The organism is Filimonas lacunae (assembly GCF_002355595.1).
Classification (GTDB): domain Bacteria; phylum Bacteroidota; class Bacteroidia; order Chitinophagales; family Chitinophagaceae; genus Filimonas; species Filimonas lacunae.
Genome location: NZ_AP017422.1, coordinates 4,315,012 through 4,331,079, shown reverse-complemented (window position 1 = coordinate 4,331,079; position 16,068 = coordinate 4,315,012). Strand labels below are relative to the sequence as shown.

Below are 16,068 nucleotides of genomic sequence, written 5' to 3'. Positions count from 1 at the left end.
AAATGTAAATGATGAAACAGCATCTTTATAAAATAGCTTTTTTACTTACCTGCTTTGCTTTTACAGGGTGTAGTAAGTTTTTAGATGTAACACCTTCTACGCAGGTGGTAAACCCCAGCACGATTGCAGACTTTCAGGAAATGCTGAACAGCGATTCGCTGGGCATTGGTAACTATTTTCTTACCGACCTGATGAGTGATGATACTTATATGACCAATAACATGCGTGGCAGCATTGACAATAGCTATACCCGCAGTTATTTATGGCAGAACACCATATGGAATGCGGCAGATGTAGATTTTATGTATTCCGGTTCTTATACCCGCATTCTGCAAATGAATGTGATATTGAGTAAGGTGACAAGCGCGCCGGCCGATACTTCCAATACCGTACAGAACAGGAATATGGTGATAGCTCAAAGCCTGATACACCGTAGCTGGTATTATCTGCAACTGGCTAACATATATGGTCCTGCCTATCAGACCACTTCTTCCTTTACCGATCTGGCGGTACCACTGGTACTTGCACCCAATGCGGCTGCTTTACCTTACAGGGCTACCGTACAGGAAGTGTATTCGCAGGTGGTGAGCGATTTGAGAACAGCAGTAAGTAATTCTTACTTGCCTGGCACAGGCAAGGATATCCTGCATCCAGGTAAGGCCGCAGGTTATGCTTTATTAGCCAGGGCATACTTATACATGCACAACTACGATTCAGCACTGTTATATGCCGATTCTTCATTGGCCCTGGTAAACAAAGTAACCAACTATATCAGCGGCTATGCTATTCCTACACAGCTGGTAGATCTGCGTAATAACCCGGAAATACTGATGGCCAAAATAGCCTATGAGCAAACATTTTATAAGATGTTTAATAACTACTCAGTAAGGAACAGCCCTTCTTTATATGCTTACCTGGGTTATTATGACATGCGTTATAGTCTTAGGTTTGACTATGCAGGGGCTATGCGCACTACTACTTACAACGGCGCTACTACTATTGTTACAGACTTTAGCCTGTCCACGCCGGAAGTGCTGCTTACCAAAGCCGAATGTCTGGCCAGGAAAGGGGAGATAACCGGAGCGGTGGATATTGTAAATACCATTGCAACCAACCGGGTAAGGTATTACGTTCCGGTAAGTGCTTCTACGTCATCAGAAGCGTTACGGCTGGTGTTGGCAGAAAGAAGGCGCGAGCTGTTTATGCATGGTGGCCTGCGGTTATTCGATCTCAAACGCCTGAACCAGGATGCTGCCACAGCAGTGGATTTAACACGTAAAGGGGATGACAGCACGGTGCTGGCCACCTTGCCCGCACTTTCTTCGCGGTATGTGATGCCATTTACACAAACCATACTGGCAAATAATCCCAACATTACACAGAATGTAAGACAGTAAAGAACTGAAAAACTGAATAGCATGAAAACAAACAGACCTTCCCATACATATGCTTTATTACTGGTGCTGGTAGCTGCTGTTACCGTGTTTGCCTGTAAAAAAGAAGACGATGCGCTTACCAGCCTGGCCCGGGAGCTATCCAATTATAAATTCTCTTATGTGCAAAGCGGTTCGGCTGTAAGGCTTAACGGCATTGCTTATGAAGATACTACGCTTACCTACAGGGGCTTTGCTGTATCACTTACGGGTGCAGCATCGCACGAGGTAGTGGTGGATGCAGTGATTGATCCTTCATTGGTAGCTTCTTATAATGCGTTGTATTCCGAATCTAATCCTTCCTTCGATACCTCTTCTTTTAAAGTATCTTATAACGGCGTTTTTACTATTGCCGCTAATGCCACCACAGCTACAGATTCTTTATTTATTAAGCTGAAAAGCGCTACCAGACTAAAAGACAGTACTACTTACCTGGTGCCGGTGCGCCTTACTGCCCGCACAGGCGAGCAGGTGGCCACTTCTATTGTGTTCTTTAAATTTTTTGTGGCTGCTACCAGTGTGGATGTATATATGAACGGAGCTGATTATTTCAGCTATTACTGGGCATATAACAGAAGTGGCAGCCTGTATTATCCTATCTACTTTACCCGAGATGAAAACGGGAAAATAACCGGTCCGGAATCATTAAGCTTCAGCAGCTTTGCCCGTACCCGTTTAAAGAGCCAGGAAATGCATGTATATGCGGTAACCAATGTAAGTGATTCGCTGATAAAAGCATTCAGCGCTTCTACTGGCTACAGTTACCAGGCTTTTCCGGCAGGTACTTATTCCCTGGCTAAAAATAAAGCTACCATACCTGCTAATGCTTATTTAAGCAGTGATAGTGTTAAAGTCAATTTTACCAACTATGAAGCGTTTGAAACCGGTAAGTATTATTTACTGGGTTTGCAAATAGTGCGCGAGCCAACAGATGCGCTCAGTGCGCCACCGGCGGCTACCACCTCTTTCAACGGCTTTGCGCTGGTGAGCTTCTATGTTTATCCATAAAATTTGCAGCATTAATAATTATGAGAACGAGTACAAAGATGTTTGTGGCTGGTACGTTGCTGATGTTTGTTATTGCCGGGCAGGTGCATGCCCAGCAACAAACCAGGCGCGATTCTGCCGCCTATGTAGCCAGCCTGGATGCTGCTGCCTACCGGTTTGAAGATTCTACCGGCAATGCGCATACTTTAAAAGAGTATGCAGGAAAGTATGTGTACCTGGATATATGGGCATCGTGGTGTTATCCCTGCCGGAAGGAATATCCTTTTTTAAAAGAACTGATGGGAAAAGTGGATGCGAATACCGTGAAGGTGTTAAGTGTTTCCATTGATCGTACCAAATTCCGGTGGATAGGGGCTTTGCAAGGTTATCAGATGACGGAAGGTACACAATGGGTGGTCACTGATACCACCTTTGAACGTGCTTTTGACATTGACCGTATACCCCGCTTTATACTGCTGGATAAGCAGGGAAAAGTATTGCAATATTCTATGTCCAGGCCTTCTCATGCAGAAACGCTGGAGTATCTCAATAAACTGAAATAAAAGGTAGCAAAATGAAAAGTAGCAAATTATTACTGGCAGCAGCATGTTTGTGCGGAGGAATGGCGCATGCCCAGCAAGGTAAAAGTGGTAAACTGGAATTCACTATTAAAGGGCAGTTGGGGAATGTAGCAGAGCCTGCCAAAGTATTCATTATATACAGGAATAATGGCATGAGGGGCGATTCGGCAGAAGTGAAGAACCATCAGTTTACTTTATCAGGTACAGCTGAATTGCAGCAAAAAACCACGCTTTACCTGCGTCAGGGAGGAGAGCCTTCCTATTCGCGCAGGCCTATGGATCAATTGACTATTTACCTGGAAAACGGTACCATAGAAGTTACTTCGCCCGATTCGTTACAACATGCTAAAGTGGGGGGCTCGCAGTTAAATATAGATCAGCAGGATTATTTGAATAGCATTGGTAATCTGAAAGAATTACAAGCGGAAATTATTGCCAAATACAAAACCGAAACAGATTCGGTGAAGCGTGAAGAGTTGATTGGCGATTACAAGCAAATGGATGTGATGTTACAAACAGGGATGGCGGGTTTTATTCAGTCACATCCCAGGTCGCTGGTGGCCATGCATGTGCTGAGAAATAATTTTAATCCTTCTGATAACGTAGAGCTGGCGTCTAACCTGTATAATTCTTTATCAGATGATATTAAAAATTCTTCTTCCGGTACTTTATATAAAGAATCTATAGAGAACGTGTACAAACTGGCGGTAGGTAAAGTAGCGCCGGATTTTGCGGCGAAAGATATGCTCGGTGCTGAAAAGCATTTAAGTGACTTTAGAGGTAAGTATGTATTGCTCGACTTTTGGGCAAGCTGGTGTGGTCCATGTCGCAAGGAAAGCCCGAACCTGATTACCAGTTATTCTAAATTCAAACACAAAAAATTTGAGATCATTAGTTTTTCAGTAGATCAAAGTGCCGATGCCTGGAAAAAAGCAGTAGCAGAAGACAAGTACACCTGGACCAATTTAAAAGACAACGCTATGGAAACGGAGTCGGTGGCCAAGCTGTACGGTGTAACTGCATTACCTACCAACCTGTTGTTAGACCCTGCAGGTAAAATAGTGGCTATGAACTTACGCGGTCAGGAACTGGAAAAACAATTAGCGCAAATTTTAAACTAAGAAGGATGTTACGTAAGATAGGGGCTGCCGGTGGGTTATTACTGGCAATGTGTACTACCGGCCTGCATGCGCAGGATACACTCAGCTTTCACGATGATGAGCTGTTTAAAAAAGATGTATATAAGAATGTGCGTGCCGATATGGAGAAAGGCCTTGTAAAAGGTTTTACCCAGCTTTGGCAGGAGAATATGGAGTTGAAGCCGGAGAAAATTGCGGTGCCTTATAAAAAAGCACAAACGGCCAAAAGCCTGCCGCGAACAGCTGTGGCCAAACAATTGAACGACCAGGTGTTTGTGATATGGAAATTTTTCAGAAAGACGAATGAGAACATTGAGGGTATTGCGGTAGATGCTACCGCCTTTGCATTGAATGATGAGGGGGTAATGGTGACCAATCACCATGTGTTTAGCAAATTGCTGGATAAATATGCGAAGTTCTATGAAATGGACAGTACGCTGTTTCTGTCAGATTTGAATGGCAATATCTATGGTATAGACAAGATACTGACCTATAATGAAAATGCCGACCTCGCATTGTTTACTGTAAAGAACCTGCATGCAGCTAAAATCAATGGCATTGCTATTGGTAAGGATGCCCCGGTAGGTGCTGATGTAAATATTCTGTCGCATCCCACTGGCTTTCCTTACTACTTCTCTACAGGTGTGGTAGCCCGTAATGTAAAGTACAGTGAGTTTGGAGGTTATACAGAGCGTATGGATATTACTGCAGATTATGCAGTAGGTTCCAGTGGTGGCCCTATTGTAGATGCATTTGGCAGCCTTATAGGCGTAGTGTCCAGCACACATTCTATCTATGCCCGTGAGCAGCAGAACTTACAAATGGTGGTAAAGCAGGCTATACCTGCCCGCTCTCTTTTTTCTATGATTCAATAGGCATTAACGAGTAAAAGCAAAAGAAATGAATACATTCCTGAAAATATGTTTTACAGCTGCGGCCGCCTGTCCCTTACTGGCACATGCACAAGACCCGCAACGTTATCAAATGAATGGGTATGTTAAAAACCTGTCACCCAACAATAAAGCGGTGCTCATGCGCATGATACCCGGTCGCATGGTGTTTGATACAGTTGATGTGGTAAACGGTAAATTCACCTTCAACGGCCAAAGTCAGGCGCCGCAGAAAGCTTACCTGTATGTAACGCACGAAGGTAAAATGCCCCAGAACATTGCCCTGGGCGATCATGTGGCTGTGTATCTCGAAAACGGTACTATTGAAGTAAATACCAACGACTCCCTCAAAAATGCCAAAGTAGGAGGTACGCCCTTGAATATAGACCAGCAGGAATTGGTAGAAATGCTGAAGCCTTTTGATAAACAGGTGGCTGCTTTGGAAGCCAGGTTTGCTACGGCCAGCAAAACAGAAGATTCGCTGGAATCGAGCCTGGTAAAATCGCAATACGAAGCCGTGAGTGCCAACAGGGATAAAGCATTACTGGCTTTTGTGGGCAAGCATAAAAGTTCACTGGTGTCATTGCTGATTATCCGTTCTTATTTCGATCCTTCTACAAAAGCAGAGCTGGCTATTGCAGCTTATGATATGCTGGACGAAACTGTGAAAAGTTCCTCACAGGGACAGGTAATAGCACGTATGCTAAAGCGTGCCAAAGCATTGGATGTAGGTTCGGTGGCTCCTGAGTTTACTGCTAAGAACACCAATGGGGAAGATATTGCGCTGAAACAGTTTCGTGGTAAATATGTACTGATCGATTTCTGGGCCAGCTGGTGTGTACCCTGCAGGCACGAAAATCCCAATGTGGTGAAAGCTTATAACCGTTTTAAAGATCAGAACTTTACGGTGCTGGGTTTTTCACTTGATGAAGGAGATGATGGCAAAAACCGCTGGATGGGCGCTATTGAAAAAGATGGATTAACCTGGATGCAGCTTTCCGATCTGGCTGGCTGGAGCAGCCCCATTGCTATGCTGTATAACCTCAAAGCTATACCTGCTAACTTCCTGCTCGACCCCAATGGGAAAATTATAGCAAGAGATTTAAGAGGAGAGGCGCTGGAACAAAAGCTGGCAGAAATACTGAAAAAAAGCTAAACCCTATACCCTTAACAGCAGCAGCGATACTATGTGCTGCTGCTGTTTCTTTACTATGTAATACTGTATATAATCATGCAAAGAAGTATACTTATAACCTGTTGGGTGCGTGTTATCGCTATTGCTTCGGCTTGTCCGGCAGTAGTGTTGGCACAAAAGGGTAAAGAGAGTACCATTGATCAGCAACTGGCCAACATCTACAATATTCACTCCGGCCATGCCATGGATTCAGCATTTCGCACCGTACAGGTGGATGCGAATGATACTGCCCGTTATCCTGCACTGGATAACCTGAGATCTTTTATAGCCAGTATGTTTGCCTGGGAAAAGAATGTTGTCAAAGTGGAGTGGTATATGAGCAACTTACAATATGGCCCTGCCAAAGCAGGTCATTATTTTAAAGTATCAAGGGCTTTTGAAAATGCCAACGAATGGGTGCTGGCCGAAAAATATGCCCGTCTTTCTATCGACTCAGCCATGCCTTATATTGATAAAGAAAAAATAGAAGGGGAGGGCATTACACCTGCTTCTATACTGGCATCTTCCTTAACGTTGCTTACCGGTTTCCTGGATAAGCAGCAACGGTATAGCGAAGCAGTAGATATACTCACAGCAAAGATGCAGTACTGCTCAAAAAAGAACGCCGCGGGCTTACAGAGATTACAGGCTGATATGCTATTGAAAAGTAAGCGTTATGAAGAGGCCTTACAGGTATATGTTGGCTTAATAAAAGCCAGGGCAGCGGGTAGTGCCGTGGAAAGTAAAATGAAAGAAGCTTATGCGGCTTTGTATGACGGCAAGCAACGTGGTTTTGAAGCGTACCTGGAAGAAGTAAAAGCCAATATCCGTAAAGACTTCAGTGACAGCATACGCAAAAGCAGCCTGAAAGAGAAAGCGCCTGTTTTTGTGCTGCGCAACCTCGAAGGCACGGAAGTGGATTTGAAGCAATATCAGGGTAAAGTAGTAGTGCTTGATTTTTGGGCCACCTGGTGTGTACCCTGTAAAGCATCTTTTCCGGCTATGCAAATGGCAGTGGATAAATATGCGGCTGATAAAAACGTGGTGTTCCTGTTTATTGATACCTGGGAGTATACGCCGCAAGCCCCTGTTGCAGCTATTAAAGAATATCTGGAAAAAAAGAACCTCCGTTTTAACGTGTTACTGGACGAAAAGAGCCCGCAGACAGGCAATTGTGAAGTAGTGAAAAAATACGGTGTAGATGGTGTGCCTGCTAAATTTATCATTGACAAAAATGGTTATATCCGTTTTCGCTTAACCGGCTTCAACGGCACTAATGAAGAAGCGGTGACTGAGTTATCGGAAATGATTGAGCTGGCAGCGAAAGGGTAAATGAATTAGTTGAGCGAATTATTTACTCAGCAGGCAAATTGAGTTGAATAAAAAAGCCCGGAGTTTATTCCGGGCTTTTGCTTTTATAACAGAATGTTAAAGGTTATTTATTATATTTTTTAAACACACTTACAGAACCGTCAACACTTACCTGTGTAATTACTTTCTGGTTGTTCTTTTCCAGTGATACATAATAAGAAGTGCCTTCTGTGCTATGCTCCATTTCAATTACCTCAGTAGTGGTGTAACCAGGGTATTTGCTGTTAAGCGTTGTGATGGCACGTGCAGGCAAACGATTGATACTGGTTTCCCGGCTAACGGCAACCTGCTCGCCATCATTATTATAGAAGGCTTGCATACTGGTGTTGTTTACTACAAAACTGATGCTTACTACTTCACCCAGTAATTTGTAATGTACATTGGTGGCATTAGGGTAGGCAGCTTTAAACAGGCTGATGGTTTTATCGTTGGTGTCTGCTGCAAATGTATTGGCAGTGAAAGCGATGATAGCGATGGCGGCGATGATAAACTTTTTCATAATTGTAATTTTTATAATGATGTTTGTTTTTGCATTTACAGTAGTAATAAGGCCAATGCAATGCCAAACCGCTATGCCAGTTGTAAGTGGTTGATAACCAGTTTTAATAGGTGAGGGGTGTTGGGGTGCCGTTGTAACGGAAGCGGACAGTTTCTGTGCGGTAATGTGTCAACCTGCTCGTGGTCCAGCAGGTGCTGGAGTGCACGCAGCAGGTGCTGCTCGCGGCCCAGCACCTGCTGTAAGACACAATAATGCACGCTCTCAACGAGAGCGTGCATTATTGTGTCTTGTTGTAATATTTAAACTGTTGTTTTAGGTAAACGTGCTGCCAGCCAGCTTTCTTTTGCTGGAACAATCCATTTGCTGGTAAGCTCTTCTTTAGTGGCAGCCAGGTTGTTGAAGTATAAAGTATCGTAGTTAATAAAATTATTCTCTATTGCATACTTCAATTGGGAAAGCGGTAACAGTTGTATTTTATCTTTTACCACAAAAGCAAGGCTTTGACGGTCGAACATACTCACCTTAAATTTCTCTTCAATGGCTTTGATTACTCTTACCGAGCTATCGGTGCTACAACCGCTTACGCCAGCAGCAGTCTCATCGGCCATCAGTACTACAAACTGCGCAAAAAACAGGTTGCCGTATCCTTTTACTGGAGTACCGTGTGTATTCCACTCTCCTATAAACTGCTCCAGCATTTCTTCCAGTTCCAGTGCTTCCCCCATAGTAAAAGGGCGGCTGGACTGGTAAATCCATACTCTTGAAGAGGGGGCGAAATTTTCCGGAAGTAAATGTGCGTAATTGAGGTTCATAGTGCAAAGATAATGTGTTGGCATAAAAAAAGTCTGACAACGGTCAGTTGCCAGACTTTTTATAACAGAGCACCTAACAGGTGTTAATCTGCCATGCTTTCCTGAATCATTTCTGCTATGTCTAATACTTTTACTTCCTCTTCTTTTTCGTTCAGCTTTACGCCGTCTGTCATCATGGTGTTACAGAAAGGGCAGGAGGAGGCAATAATTTTAGCTCCTGTAGCCAGGGCTTCGGTGGTGCGTTCCAGGTTAATGCGGGTGTTGCCCGGTTCATCTTCCTTAAACATTTGCGCGCCACCAGCACCGCAACAAAGACCATTGCTGCGGCAGCGTTTCATCTCCACCAGTTCGCCATCCAGCGCTTCCAGCACCTGGCGGGGCGCTTCGTAAATATCATTCGCACGGCCCAGGTAACAACTGTCGTGGAAAGTGATACGCTTGCCTTTGAACGAACCGCCTTCTTTCAGGCGAATTTTACCTTCATTTATTAGTTGCTGTAACAGGGTGGTGTGGTGTATCACCTCATAGGTGCCACCCAGCTCAGGATATTCATTCTTTAATATATTAAAGCAGTGTGGGCAGGTGGTTACAATCTTTTTAATACCGTAACCGTTCAGAATCTGGATATTGTTATACGCCATCATCTGAAACAGGAACTCATTACCCGATCTGCGGGCAGGATCGCCTGTACAAGCTTCTTCTTTACCCAGGATAGCATATTTAACGCCCACCTTATTTAATATAGTAGCAAAAGCTTTGGTTATTTTTTGTGCACGCTGGTCAAAGCTGCCTGCACAGCCTACCCAGAAAAGAAGTTCCGGAGTTTCACCGCTATTCATATAATCTGCTACAGATCTTACTTCCATGTGTGTTTGTTTGTAGTTGTCAATTGTGAAAACGCTTGTTAAGCACTAATTCTCCGTTACCCATTTGTCGCGATCATCCGGAGAAAACTTCCAGGGTGCGAAGTTGTTTTCAATGTTGCTGAACATGCCATTCCATTCAGCAGGAGCGCTGCTTTCTTCCATTACCAGGTAACGGCGCAACTGTAATATAATGTCCAGCGGAGAAATGCTAACAGGGCATTCCTGCACGCAGGCATTACAGGTGGTGCAGGCACGTAATTCTTCTTCTGTAATATAGTCGCGAACCAGTGACTTTCCGTCGTCGGTAAACTGGCCGTTTTTATTAATGTTTTCTCCAATTTCCTCGGCACGGTCGCGCGTGTCCATCATTATTTTACGTGGGCTTAGCTTTTTGCCTGTGATATTGGCAGGGCATGCGGCAGTACAACGTCCGCACTCGGTACAGCTGTACGCGTCCAGTACGTTTTTCCAGCTCAGGTCCATTACATCCCTCGCGCCAAAACGATGTGGTTCAGCGGGTTCGGTAGGAGCCAGTTCAGGCTGCATGGCATATAACACCTCTTTCTGAATATCAGGCATATTCTTCATCCGGCCCATCGGTTTTAAACGGGCAAAATAGGCATTAGGAAATGCCAGAACAATATGGAGGTGTTTGGAATAAGGTAAATAGTTCAGGAATGCCAGTATGCCCAGAATGTGCAACCACCAGCAGGTTCTTTCCAAGCCTTCCAGAGCTCCACTACTAAAGCCGGCAAACAGGGGCTGAAGTATAGAAGAAACCCAAAAATTACCGGTAACAGCTTCGCCATAATGGCTGTAGCCACGTTGCTGCAACAGGGTGTCGGCAGCGTTCATGGTTAAAAACAGTGACATCAGCACTATTTCGGTAATTAATATATAGTTGGCATCGCTTTTAGGCCAGCCAGTCAGGTCTTTACTGTTCAGGCGTTTAACCTTTACAATGTTCCGGCGAACCAGGAAGATGGAACAGGCAATTAATACGCCCGCCGCCAGCAGTTCGAATGAGTTAATCAGGAAGGTGTAAAAACCGCCCAAAGGCTCGGCAAACAAACGGTGTTTGCCTAAAATACCATCCAGCAGAATTTCCAGTACTTCTAAGTTAATGATGATAAACCCGGCGTATACAATAAAGTGTAGTACAGCTACTAGGGGATTACGAAACATCTTTTTCTGACCAAAAGCCAGCAGCAACAGGTTGCGCCAACGCTTTTCGGGTTCATCGGTCAATGCTTCGGGACGGCCCAACATTATGTTTCGGTAAATCTGCCGGGCTTTTTTGCTAAATAAATAACCTGCTACAGCCAACACCACAATAAAGGCTGCTTCCTGGATAATGTGCATACGGCAACTGGTTGTTGTGTAAGCCGCTAAGGTAACTGATTTTCCGCTGGTTATTGCTGGTTTTACAATATGTAATTTGCTATTTGTGAATTGTAGCTTTATTTTGCCCCTGTAAATAGCTGGTATAGTGTCGCAAAAATTATCAGCCGTAAAAACAGAGCCGATGTCAAACAGGAATTATTTTTTAAACCAGGCTTCTGCTGAGCAAAAGATGCAGCGGATGGCATTGGAAATAGCAGAGCACTTAAGTGAAGATGAAGCGCCACTGGTGCTGATTGGGGTGCGGCAAAGTGGAATGGTGCTTGCTGAAAAGATGGGCGTCCTGGTAAAAGCTTACTTAAAAGCACCGGTGCAGGTTATTTCCGTAACGCTGGATAAACACCATCCGGAAGAGGTAACGCTCAGTGAATCAGTGGATTTCAATGGAAAAAACGTGATTGTTCTGGACGATGTAACCAACAGCGGCCGTACTTTATTATATGCATTAAAACCGTTGCTGGCATTTTTCCCAAAAAGAATTCAAACGCTGGTATTGGTAGAACGTATGCATAAACATTTCCCCATAAAGGCCGATTTTGTAGGACTATCTATCGCCACTACCGAGCAGGATCATATCCAGGTAGAGGTAGAAAATGGCGAAATTGTAGGGGCATACCTCTAAAATGAGGTTACAGGGCCTGTATCCGGCACCTGATTTGTTTTTTCGTTTGAAATATAATCGTGAAATTGCTCACCGCTTAAATAGTAATCTGATATTTTATGGACGCAAGCATACAAGCTAAAGTAAATGAGTGGCTGAATGGTAGCTATGATGAGGCTACTAAAGAAGAAATTAAACGTTTGGAAAAAGACAGCCCTGATGAACTGGCTGATGCATTCTACCGTAACCTGGAATTTGGTACCGGTGGTTTGCGTGGCATTATGGGTGTAGGCACTAACCGTATGAACAAGTACACGGTAGGTATGGCTACACAGGGTTTTGCCAATTACCTGCGTAAAACTTATGGCGATAAGCCGGTAAAAGTGGCTATTGGCCATGACAGCCGGAATAACAGCCGTTTCTTTGCCGAAACCACTGCAAACGTGTTTGCAGCTAATGGCATTGAGGTGTTTCTGTTTGAAGCCTTGCGCCCAACTCCTGAATTATCATTTGCTATCCGCACCCTGGGTTGCCAGGCAGGTGTGGTTTGTACCGCTTCTCACAACCCCAAAGAATACAATGGCTATAAAGCTTATTGGAGCGATGGTGGCCAGCTGGTACCTCCACACGATAAAAATGTGATCCGTGAGGTAGAAGCGATCAGCAGCGTTGCTGATGTGAAATTTACCGGTGGTGAAAGCCGTATCTCTATCATTGGAAAAGATACCGACGAGGCATATATCAAAATGGTAAAAGGCCTGAGCGTATATCCGGAAGTGATCAGCAAACAGCACGATTTAAAAATTGTATATACGCCTATCCATGGTACTGGTATTACCCTGGTTCCGGATGTGTTAAAAGCATACGGTTTTACCAATGTAAGCATTGTGGAAGAGCAAGCAACACCGGATGGTAATTTCCCAACCGTGGCCTATCCTAACCCGGAAGAAAGCGAAGCGATGAGCATTGGTTTGAAAAAAGCCAAAAGTATTGATGCAGATATCCTGGCAGGTACCGATCCGGATGCTGACCGCGTAGGGGTGGGTGTTAAAAACCATAAAGGCGAGTGGGTACTCATGAATGGTAACCAAACCGCTGTACTGGCTTTTGCGTATGCGATTGAAGCACGTAAGAAGAAAGGGCTGGCTCAGCCTAACGATATGGTGATTAAAACCATTGTTACTTCTGAAATGATCGACGAAGTGGCTAGGCAAAACGAAATTACCTGCTACAATGTACTTACCGGCTTTAAGTGGATTGCGGAATTACTGAAAGAGAAAGAAGGTAAAGAAAACTATGTAATAGGTGGTGAAGAAAGCTTTGGTTTGATGATTGGCGACCAGGTACGTGATAAAGATGCCGTTGCTGCGGTGGCTTTATTATGTGAAATGGCAGCTTACGAAAAAGAACAGGGCAGAACCTTATACGATAAACTGATTGAATTATATATCCAGTATGGTTTCTATCTCGAACACCTGATCAGCATTACCAAAAAAGGTATGCGCGGACAGGAAGAGATTGCAGAAATGATGCAGGGCTACCGTAATAACCCGCCAGCTGCTATCAATGGTTCGCCTGTGGTACAGTTGCTGGATTACCAGTTGCAGGTAGGTAAAAACCTGAAAACCGGTGAAAGCTGGGATATTACTTTGCCTAAGAGCAACGTGTTACAGTTCATTTTGGAAGACGGTACTAAAATCTCTGCCCGTCCATCAGGTACCGAGCCTAAAATCAAATTCTATTTCAGCGTAAACACCAAACTGGCTGCTAAAGATCAGTTTGATGCTACTTATGCTGAGCTGGAAAACAGGATCAAAGGCATTATTACTGATATGAAACTGAAATAGTGTTGATATTTATCATCAGCCTGTAAATTATAAGAGATAATGCCCGCTTAGGCGGGCATTATCTTTCCAGGTAAGCCTTACCTGAATTTCCCACTTTATACAAATTGTTTTCTTGATTAAAGTATTACACATTAATTCCTATTCACAGGCCGGAGGAGCGGAACAGGTGGCGATGGATTTATTGAAGAATCCATTTGTCAGCTCCACGCTTATGGTAAAAGGCAATGGTCTGGTGCATGCGCAGGTAATAGAATTTCCCAGGCATTGGTTGGATAAGGTGTTTAAAAAGCTGGATGCCTGGTGCTGGCGGTTAGGTTTCAGGAATGATTTTAAGAAGTTGTTTTCATTGAGCGAGCAGCTAAATGGCACTTATCACAAATTACAGAGTTCGGCTGCTTATCAGGAAGCGGATATTATACACCTGCATAATTTACATGGTAATTATTTTGATCTTGGGGCATTAGAAAAAATAGCCCGGGAGAAAATTGTTGTCTGGACTTTACACGATATGTGGGCTGTTACCGGTGGTGAATTTTATACTTACAATAATCTGAATTATCAAAAAGGGATAGGTAAAACCCCGGTTGATTATTTGTACCCGTTGCGAAGGCCTTTTGTGGATTGCAGACAGCGTGATATGAATTGGAAAAGGAAAATCTATGCACGTATAGCTGGCAGGCTAACAATGGTTCCTGTGAGTGAGTGGTTACACCATGTGGTAAAAAGTGCATATGTGTTTCATCCCAATTTGCAGGTGCAGACGATTTTCAACGGCGTGGATACTACTGTCTTTTATAATAAATCGCTCCGTACATGGAATACACCCAGGGTATTGTTCTTTAATGCCAGCGGTGAAAGTAAGGCTTCTCCCCTTTTTACTAATATCATAAAAAAGATTACCTGGCCATTTCAGTTATACTTAGTGGGTAATCCTATCGATCATCCGGCTGTTTGTTATCATACCCCTTTTATAAGCAACAGGAGTGAATTGAATTGTTTGTATAACAAGGTAGATATACTTGTTTTTCCATCTAAAGCAGAAACTTTTGGCCTGGTGCCACTGGAAGCCATGGCTTGCGGCGTTTGTGTAATAGCATCAGATAGCACTGCTTTGCCGGAAGTAGTGAAGCCGGAACTGGGCTATATTTTTACCTCCGGAGAAGAAGAACATCTTTTATTCCGGGTAAATAGCAGCCTGCATCAGCTGGAAGAAAGCAGGCGCAGGGGAGCGCTTGCTGCACAATGGGCTATCCACTCATTTAGCCTGGATAAATGTCATAAAGCCTACTTTGCACTATATCAGCAGTTGCTGGCTGCAAAAAGCAAAGTCTAGGCTTTCGATTTCTTATAACTGTTTTGTACAACTGTTTCAAAGGCTGTTTTAAATAAGGATGCCATTTTTTGAGGTGTTTGTTGCATGGCTATTTGCATGGCCTTGTCTGTTAAATCTGATAGCCAGCTTTTCTCCGCATGTAATACCTGGTTTACAGCGGTGGCAATGGATATTTTCTGATAAGGATCTATATATATCACCGCATCTTTACCTACCTCTGGAATAGAACTGAGCCGGGAGGTGATAACCGGGCAACCCAGTGACATGGCTTCCAGTACGGGCAAGCCATATCCTTCATAAATAGAGGGATAAATAAGTGCTTTGGCGTTTTTATACAACGAAACCAATACCTGGTCATTTGCTTCTATAAACTGTACTTTATCAGCCACCTGTAGCTTACAAAGCATGTCGTATTCCCATTTATTACATGGTCCGGTACATACTACATGCAACTCTAGTTGTGCCTGTAGTATATCCGTAATAGCTGATATGAATAGTTTAAAGTTTTTTCTACCTGTACGGTCTCCTACAAACAACAGGTATTGGGAGGGAAGAGACAGGTTATTACTTGTTTCCAGTTCGGTATTTAGCAGGTTCCCGGTATGAATAGTGGTAATGTCTGTCTCTGAAAGCCCTGTAAGATCGGCTAAGTCTTTACAGGTGGTATGCGAAATGCTAATTACGCCCGATGCCCGATGTGTAAGGTAAGCCAGCTTGTCAGCGTTACTGCCCGAAGGATCAAATAAACCATCAGGGCCAAGTACACAGCGCATGGTGTCATGCACTACCATTGCAAATGGTTTATGTGCAGGCATATAATCCAGGAAGCGATCTTCAAAGACAGGAGAGTTGATAAATAGAATATCGTAGTTCCCCTTCTGTATTTTCCGGTAATATATTTTTTTCGAAAGAGTATTCAGTCGGTTGGTTATATATCTGCCTCCGGGTATTTTTCGAAACCATTGTAATGGCTGCAGGCTACCATTTATAAAGTCACTTTCTGAAAGTAAAAGCGGTATGTCAATGGTCAGTCCTTCATTTTTCAATTCCTTTATCAGACGGCTGTAATATCTTACCATTCCGCAACGGCCGTAAAAAAATATTTCAGGATCTATCAATACTTTCATAAGAGTA

At 43.7% G+C, this 16,068-nt stretch carries 16 protein-coding genes; 10 read left to right on the top strand and 6 right to left on the bottom strand.

The window, feature by feature from the left end; translation table 11 throughout:
- The first annotated feature begins 8 nt into the window (after positions 1–8).
- The 7 genes from FLA_RS17230 (at position 9) to FLA_RS17200 (ending at position 7,536) form a co-directional block, all read left to right on the top strand.
- Positions 9–1,397, top strand: coding sequence for a RagB/SusD family nutrient uptake outer membrane protein (locus FLA_RS17230; RefSeq protein ID WP_076381428.1), 1,389 nt, complete (start codon positions 9–11; stop codon positions 1,395–1,397).
- A 21-nt stretch (positions 1,398–1,418) separates the two neighbouring features.
- Positions 1,419–2,441: a DUF1735 domain-containing protein gene (locus FLA_RS17225; protein WP_076381429.1), complete on the top strand. Its 1,023-nt coding sequence runs from the start codon at positions 1,419–1,421 to the stop codon at positions 2,439–2,441.
- 20 nt (positions 2,442–2,461) lie between these two features.
- Positions 2,462–2,983, top strand: a complete 522-nt coding sequence (locus tag FLA_RS17220) for a TlpA family protein disulfide reductase (protein ID WP_084206443.1) — start codon at positions 2,462–2,464, stop codon at positions 2,981–2,983.
- An 11-nt stretch (positions 2,984–2,994) separates the two neighbouring features.
- Complete coding sequence (locus FLA_RS17215) at positions 2,995–4,122, top strand: TlpA disulfide reductase family protein (RefSeq protein ID WP_084206444.1); 1,128 nt, start codon at positions 2,995–2,997, stop codon at positions 4,120–4,122.
- 5 nt (positions 4,123–4,127) lie between these two features.
- On the top strand, positions 4,128–5,015 hold the full coding sequence (locus FLA_RS17210) for a S1 family peptidase (protein WP_076381431.1): 888 nt from the start codon (positions 4,128–4,130) through the stop codon (positions 5,013–5,015).
- Between the two features lie 25 nt (positions 5,016–5,040).
- Complete coding sequence (locus FLA_RS17205) at positions 5,041–6,186, top strand: TlpA disulfide reductase family protein (RefSeq protein WP_076381432.1); 1,146 nt, start codon at positions 5,041–5,043, stop codon at positions 6,184–6,186.
- 75 nt (positions 6,187–6,261) lie between these two features.
- The gene (locus FLA_RS17200) at positions 6,262–7,536 is read left to right on the top strand and encodes a TlpA family protein disulfide reductase (RefSeq protein WP_096511102.1); all 1,275 of its coding nucleotides are present in this window, start codon (positions 6,262–6,264) and stop codon (positions 7,534–7,536) included.
- A gap of 103 nt (positions 7,537–7,639) precedes the next feature.
- Here the strand turns inward: FLA_RS17200 and FLA_RS17195 are convergent, their stop codons facing one another.
- The 5 genes from FLA_RS17195 to FLA_RS17180 form a co-directional block, all read right to left on the bottom strand.
- The gene (locus FLA_RS17195; protein WP_076381434.1) at positions 7,640–8,074 is read right to left on the bottom strand and encodes a hypothetical protein; all 435 of its coding nucleotides are present in this window, start codon (positions 8,072–8,074) and stop codon (positions 7,640–7,642) included.
- Between the two features lie 71 nt (positions 8,075–8,145).
- Positions 8,146–8,352 carry a hypothetical protein gene (locus FLA_RS31205; RefSeq protein WP_144264125.1) on the bottom strand — a complete coding sequence of 69 codons (207 nt, stop codon included), beginning with the start codon at positions 8,350–8,352 and terminating at the stop codon, positions 8,146–8,148.
- A 21-nt stretch (positions 8,353–8,373) separates the two neighbouring features.
- On the bottom strand, positions 8,374–8,886 hold the full coding sequence (locus FLA_RS17190) for a hypothetical protein (RefSeq protein WP_076381436.1): 513 nt from the start codon (positions 8,884–8,886) through the stop codon (positions 8,374–8,376).
- Positions 8,887–8,969: 83 nt separating this feature from the next.
- Positions 8,970–9,752 carry a (Fe-S)-binding protein gene (locus FLA_RS17185; RefSeq protein ID WP_076381437.1) on the bottom strand — a complete coding sequence of 261 codons (783 nt, stop codon included), beginning with the start codon at positions 9,750–9,752 and terminating at the stop codon, positions 8,970–8,972.
- 45 nt (positions 9,753–9,797) lie between these two features.
- Positions 9,798–11,114, bottom strand: a complete 1,317-nt coding sequence (locus tag FLA_RS17180) for a 4Fe-4S dicluster domain-containing protein (protein ID WP_076381438.1) — start codon at positions 11,112–11,114, stop codon at positions 9,798–9,800.
- Between the two features lie 163 nt (positions 11,115–11,277).
- Between FLA_RS17180 and FLA_RS17175 the strand changes: the two genes are divergently transcribed.
- From FLA_RS17175 to FLA_RS17165, 3 genes are all read left to right on the top strand, one after another.
- The gene (locus tag FLA_RS17175; protein WP_076381439.1) at positions 11,278–11,775 is read left to right on the top strand and encodes a phosphoribosyltransferase family protein; all 498 of its coding nucleotides are present in this window, start codon (positions 11,278–11,280) and stop codon (positions 11,773–11,775) included.
- Positions 11,776–11,873: 98 nt separating this feature from the next.
- On the top strand, positions 11,874–13,601 hold the full coding sequence (locus FLA_RS17170) for a phospho-sugar mutase (protein WP_076381440.1): 1,728 nt from the start codon (positions 11,874–11,876) through the stop codon (positions 13,599–13,601).
- Positions 13,602–13,713: 112 nt separating this feature from the next.
- A complete protein-coding gene (locus tag FLA_RS17165; protein ID WP_076381441.1) occupies positions 13,714–14,934 on the top strand; it encodes a glycosyltransferase in 1,221 nt (406 codons plus the stop codon).
- Here the strand turns inward: FLA_RS17165 and FLA_RS17160 are convergent.
- On the bottom strand, positions 14,931–16,061 hold the full coding sequence (locus FLA_RS17160; protein WP_076381442.1) for a glycosyltransferase family 4 protein: 1,131 nt from the start codon (positions 16,059–16,061) through the stop codon (positions 14,931–14,933). The genes FLA_RS17165 and FLA_RS17160 overlap by 4 nt on opposite strands.
- Between the last annotated feature and the right edge of the window lie 7 nt (positions 16,062–16,068).

Coding starts and splice junctions, on each gene's coding strand:
- FLA_RS17205 (WP_076381432.1), top strand. CDS start 5,041: ATGAATACATTCCTGAAAATATGTTTTACAGCTGCGGCCGCCTGTCCC.
- FLA_RS17215 (WP_084206444.1), top strand. CDS start 2,995: ATGAAAAGTAGCAAATTATTACTGGCAGCAGCATGTTTGTGCGGAGGA.
- FLA_RS17225 (WP_076381429.1), top strand. CDS start 1,419: ATGAAAACAAACAGACCTTCCCATACATATGCTTTATTACTGGTGCTG.
- FLA_RS17220 (WP_084206443.1), top strand. CDS start 2,462: ATGAGAACGAGTACAAAGATGTTTGTGGCTGGTACGTTGCTGATGTTT.
- FLA_RS17180 (WP_076381438.1), bottom strand. CDS start 11,114: ATGCACATTATCCAGGAAGCAGCCTTTATTGTGGTGTTGGCTGTAGCA.
- FLA_RS17230 (WP_076381428.1), top strand. CDS start 9: ATGATGAAACAGCATCTTTATAAAATAGCTTTTTTACTTACCTGCTTT.
- FLA_RS17200 (WP_096511102.1), top strand. CDS start 6,262: ATGCAAAGAAGTATACTTATAACCTGTTGGGTGCGTGTTATCGCTATT.
- FLA_RS17160 (WP_076381442.1), bottom strand. CDS start 16,061: ATGAAAGTATTGATAGATCCTGAAATATTTTTTTACGGCCGTTGCGGA.
- FLA_RS17195 (WP_076381434.1), bottom strand. CDS start 8,074: ATGAAAAAGTTTATCATCGCCGCCATCGCTATCATCGCTTTCACTGCC.
- FLA_RS31205 (WP_144264125.1), bottom strand. CDS start 8,352: ATGCACGCTCTCGTTGAGAGCGTGCATTATTGTGTCTTACAGCAGGTG.
- FLA_RS17210 (WP_076381431.1), top strand. CDS start 4,128: ATGTTACGTAAGATAGGGGCTGCCGGTGGGTTATTACTGGCAATGTGT.
- FLA_RS17175 (WP_076381439.1), top strand. CDS start 11,278: ATGTCAAACAGGAATTATTTTTTAAACCAGGCTTCTGCTGAGCAAAAG.
- FLA_RS17170 (WP_076381440.1), top strand. CDS start 11,874: ATGGACGCAAGCATACAAGCTAAAGTAAATGAGTGGCTGAATGGTAGC.
- FLA_RS17185 (WP_076381437.1), bottom strand. CDS start 9,752: ATGGAAGTAAGATCTGTAGCAGATTATATGAATAGCGGTGAAACTCCG.
- FLA_RS17190 (WP_076381436.1), bottom strand. CDS start 8,886: ATGAACCTCAATTACGCACATTTACTTCCGGAAAATTTCGCCCCCTCT.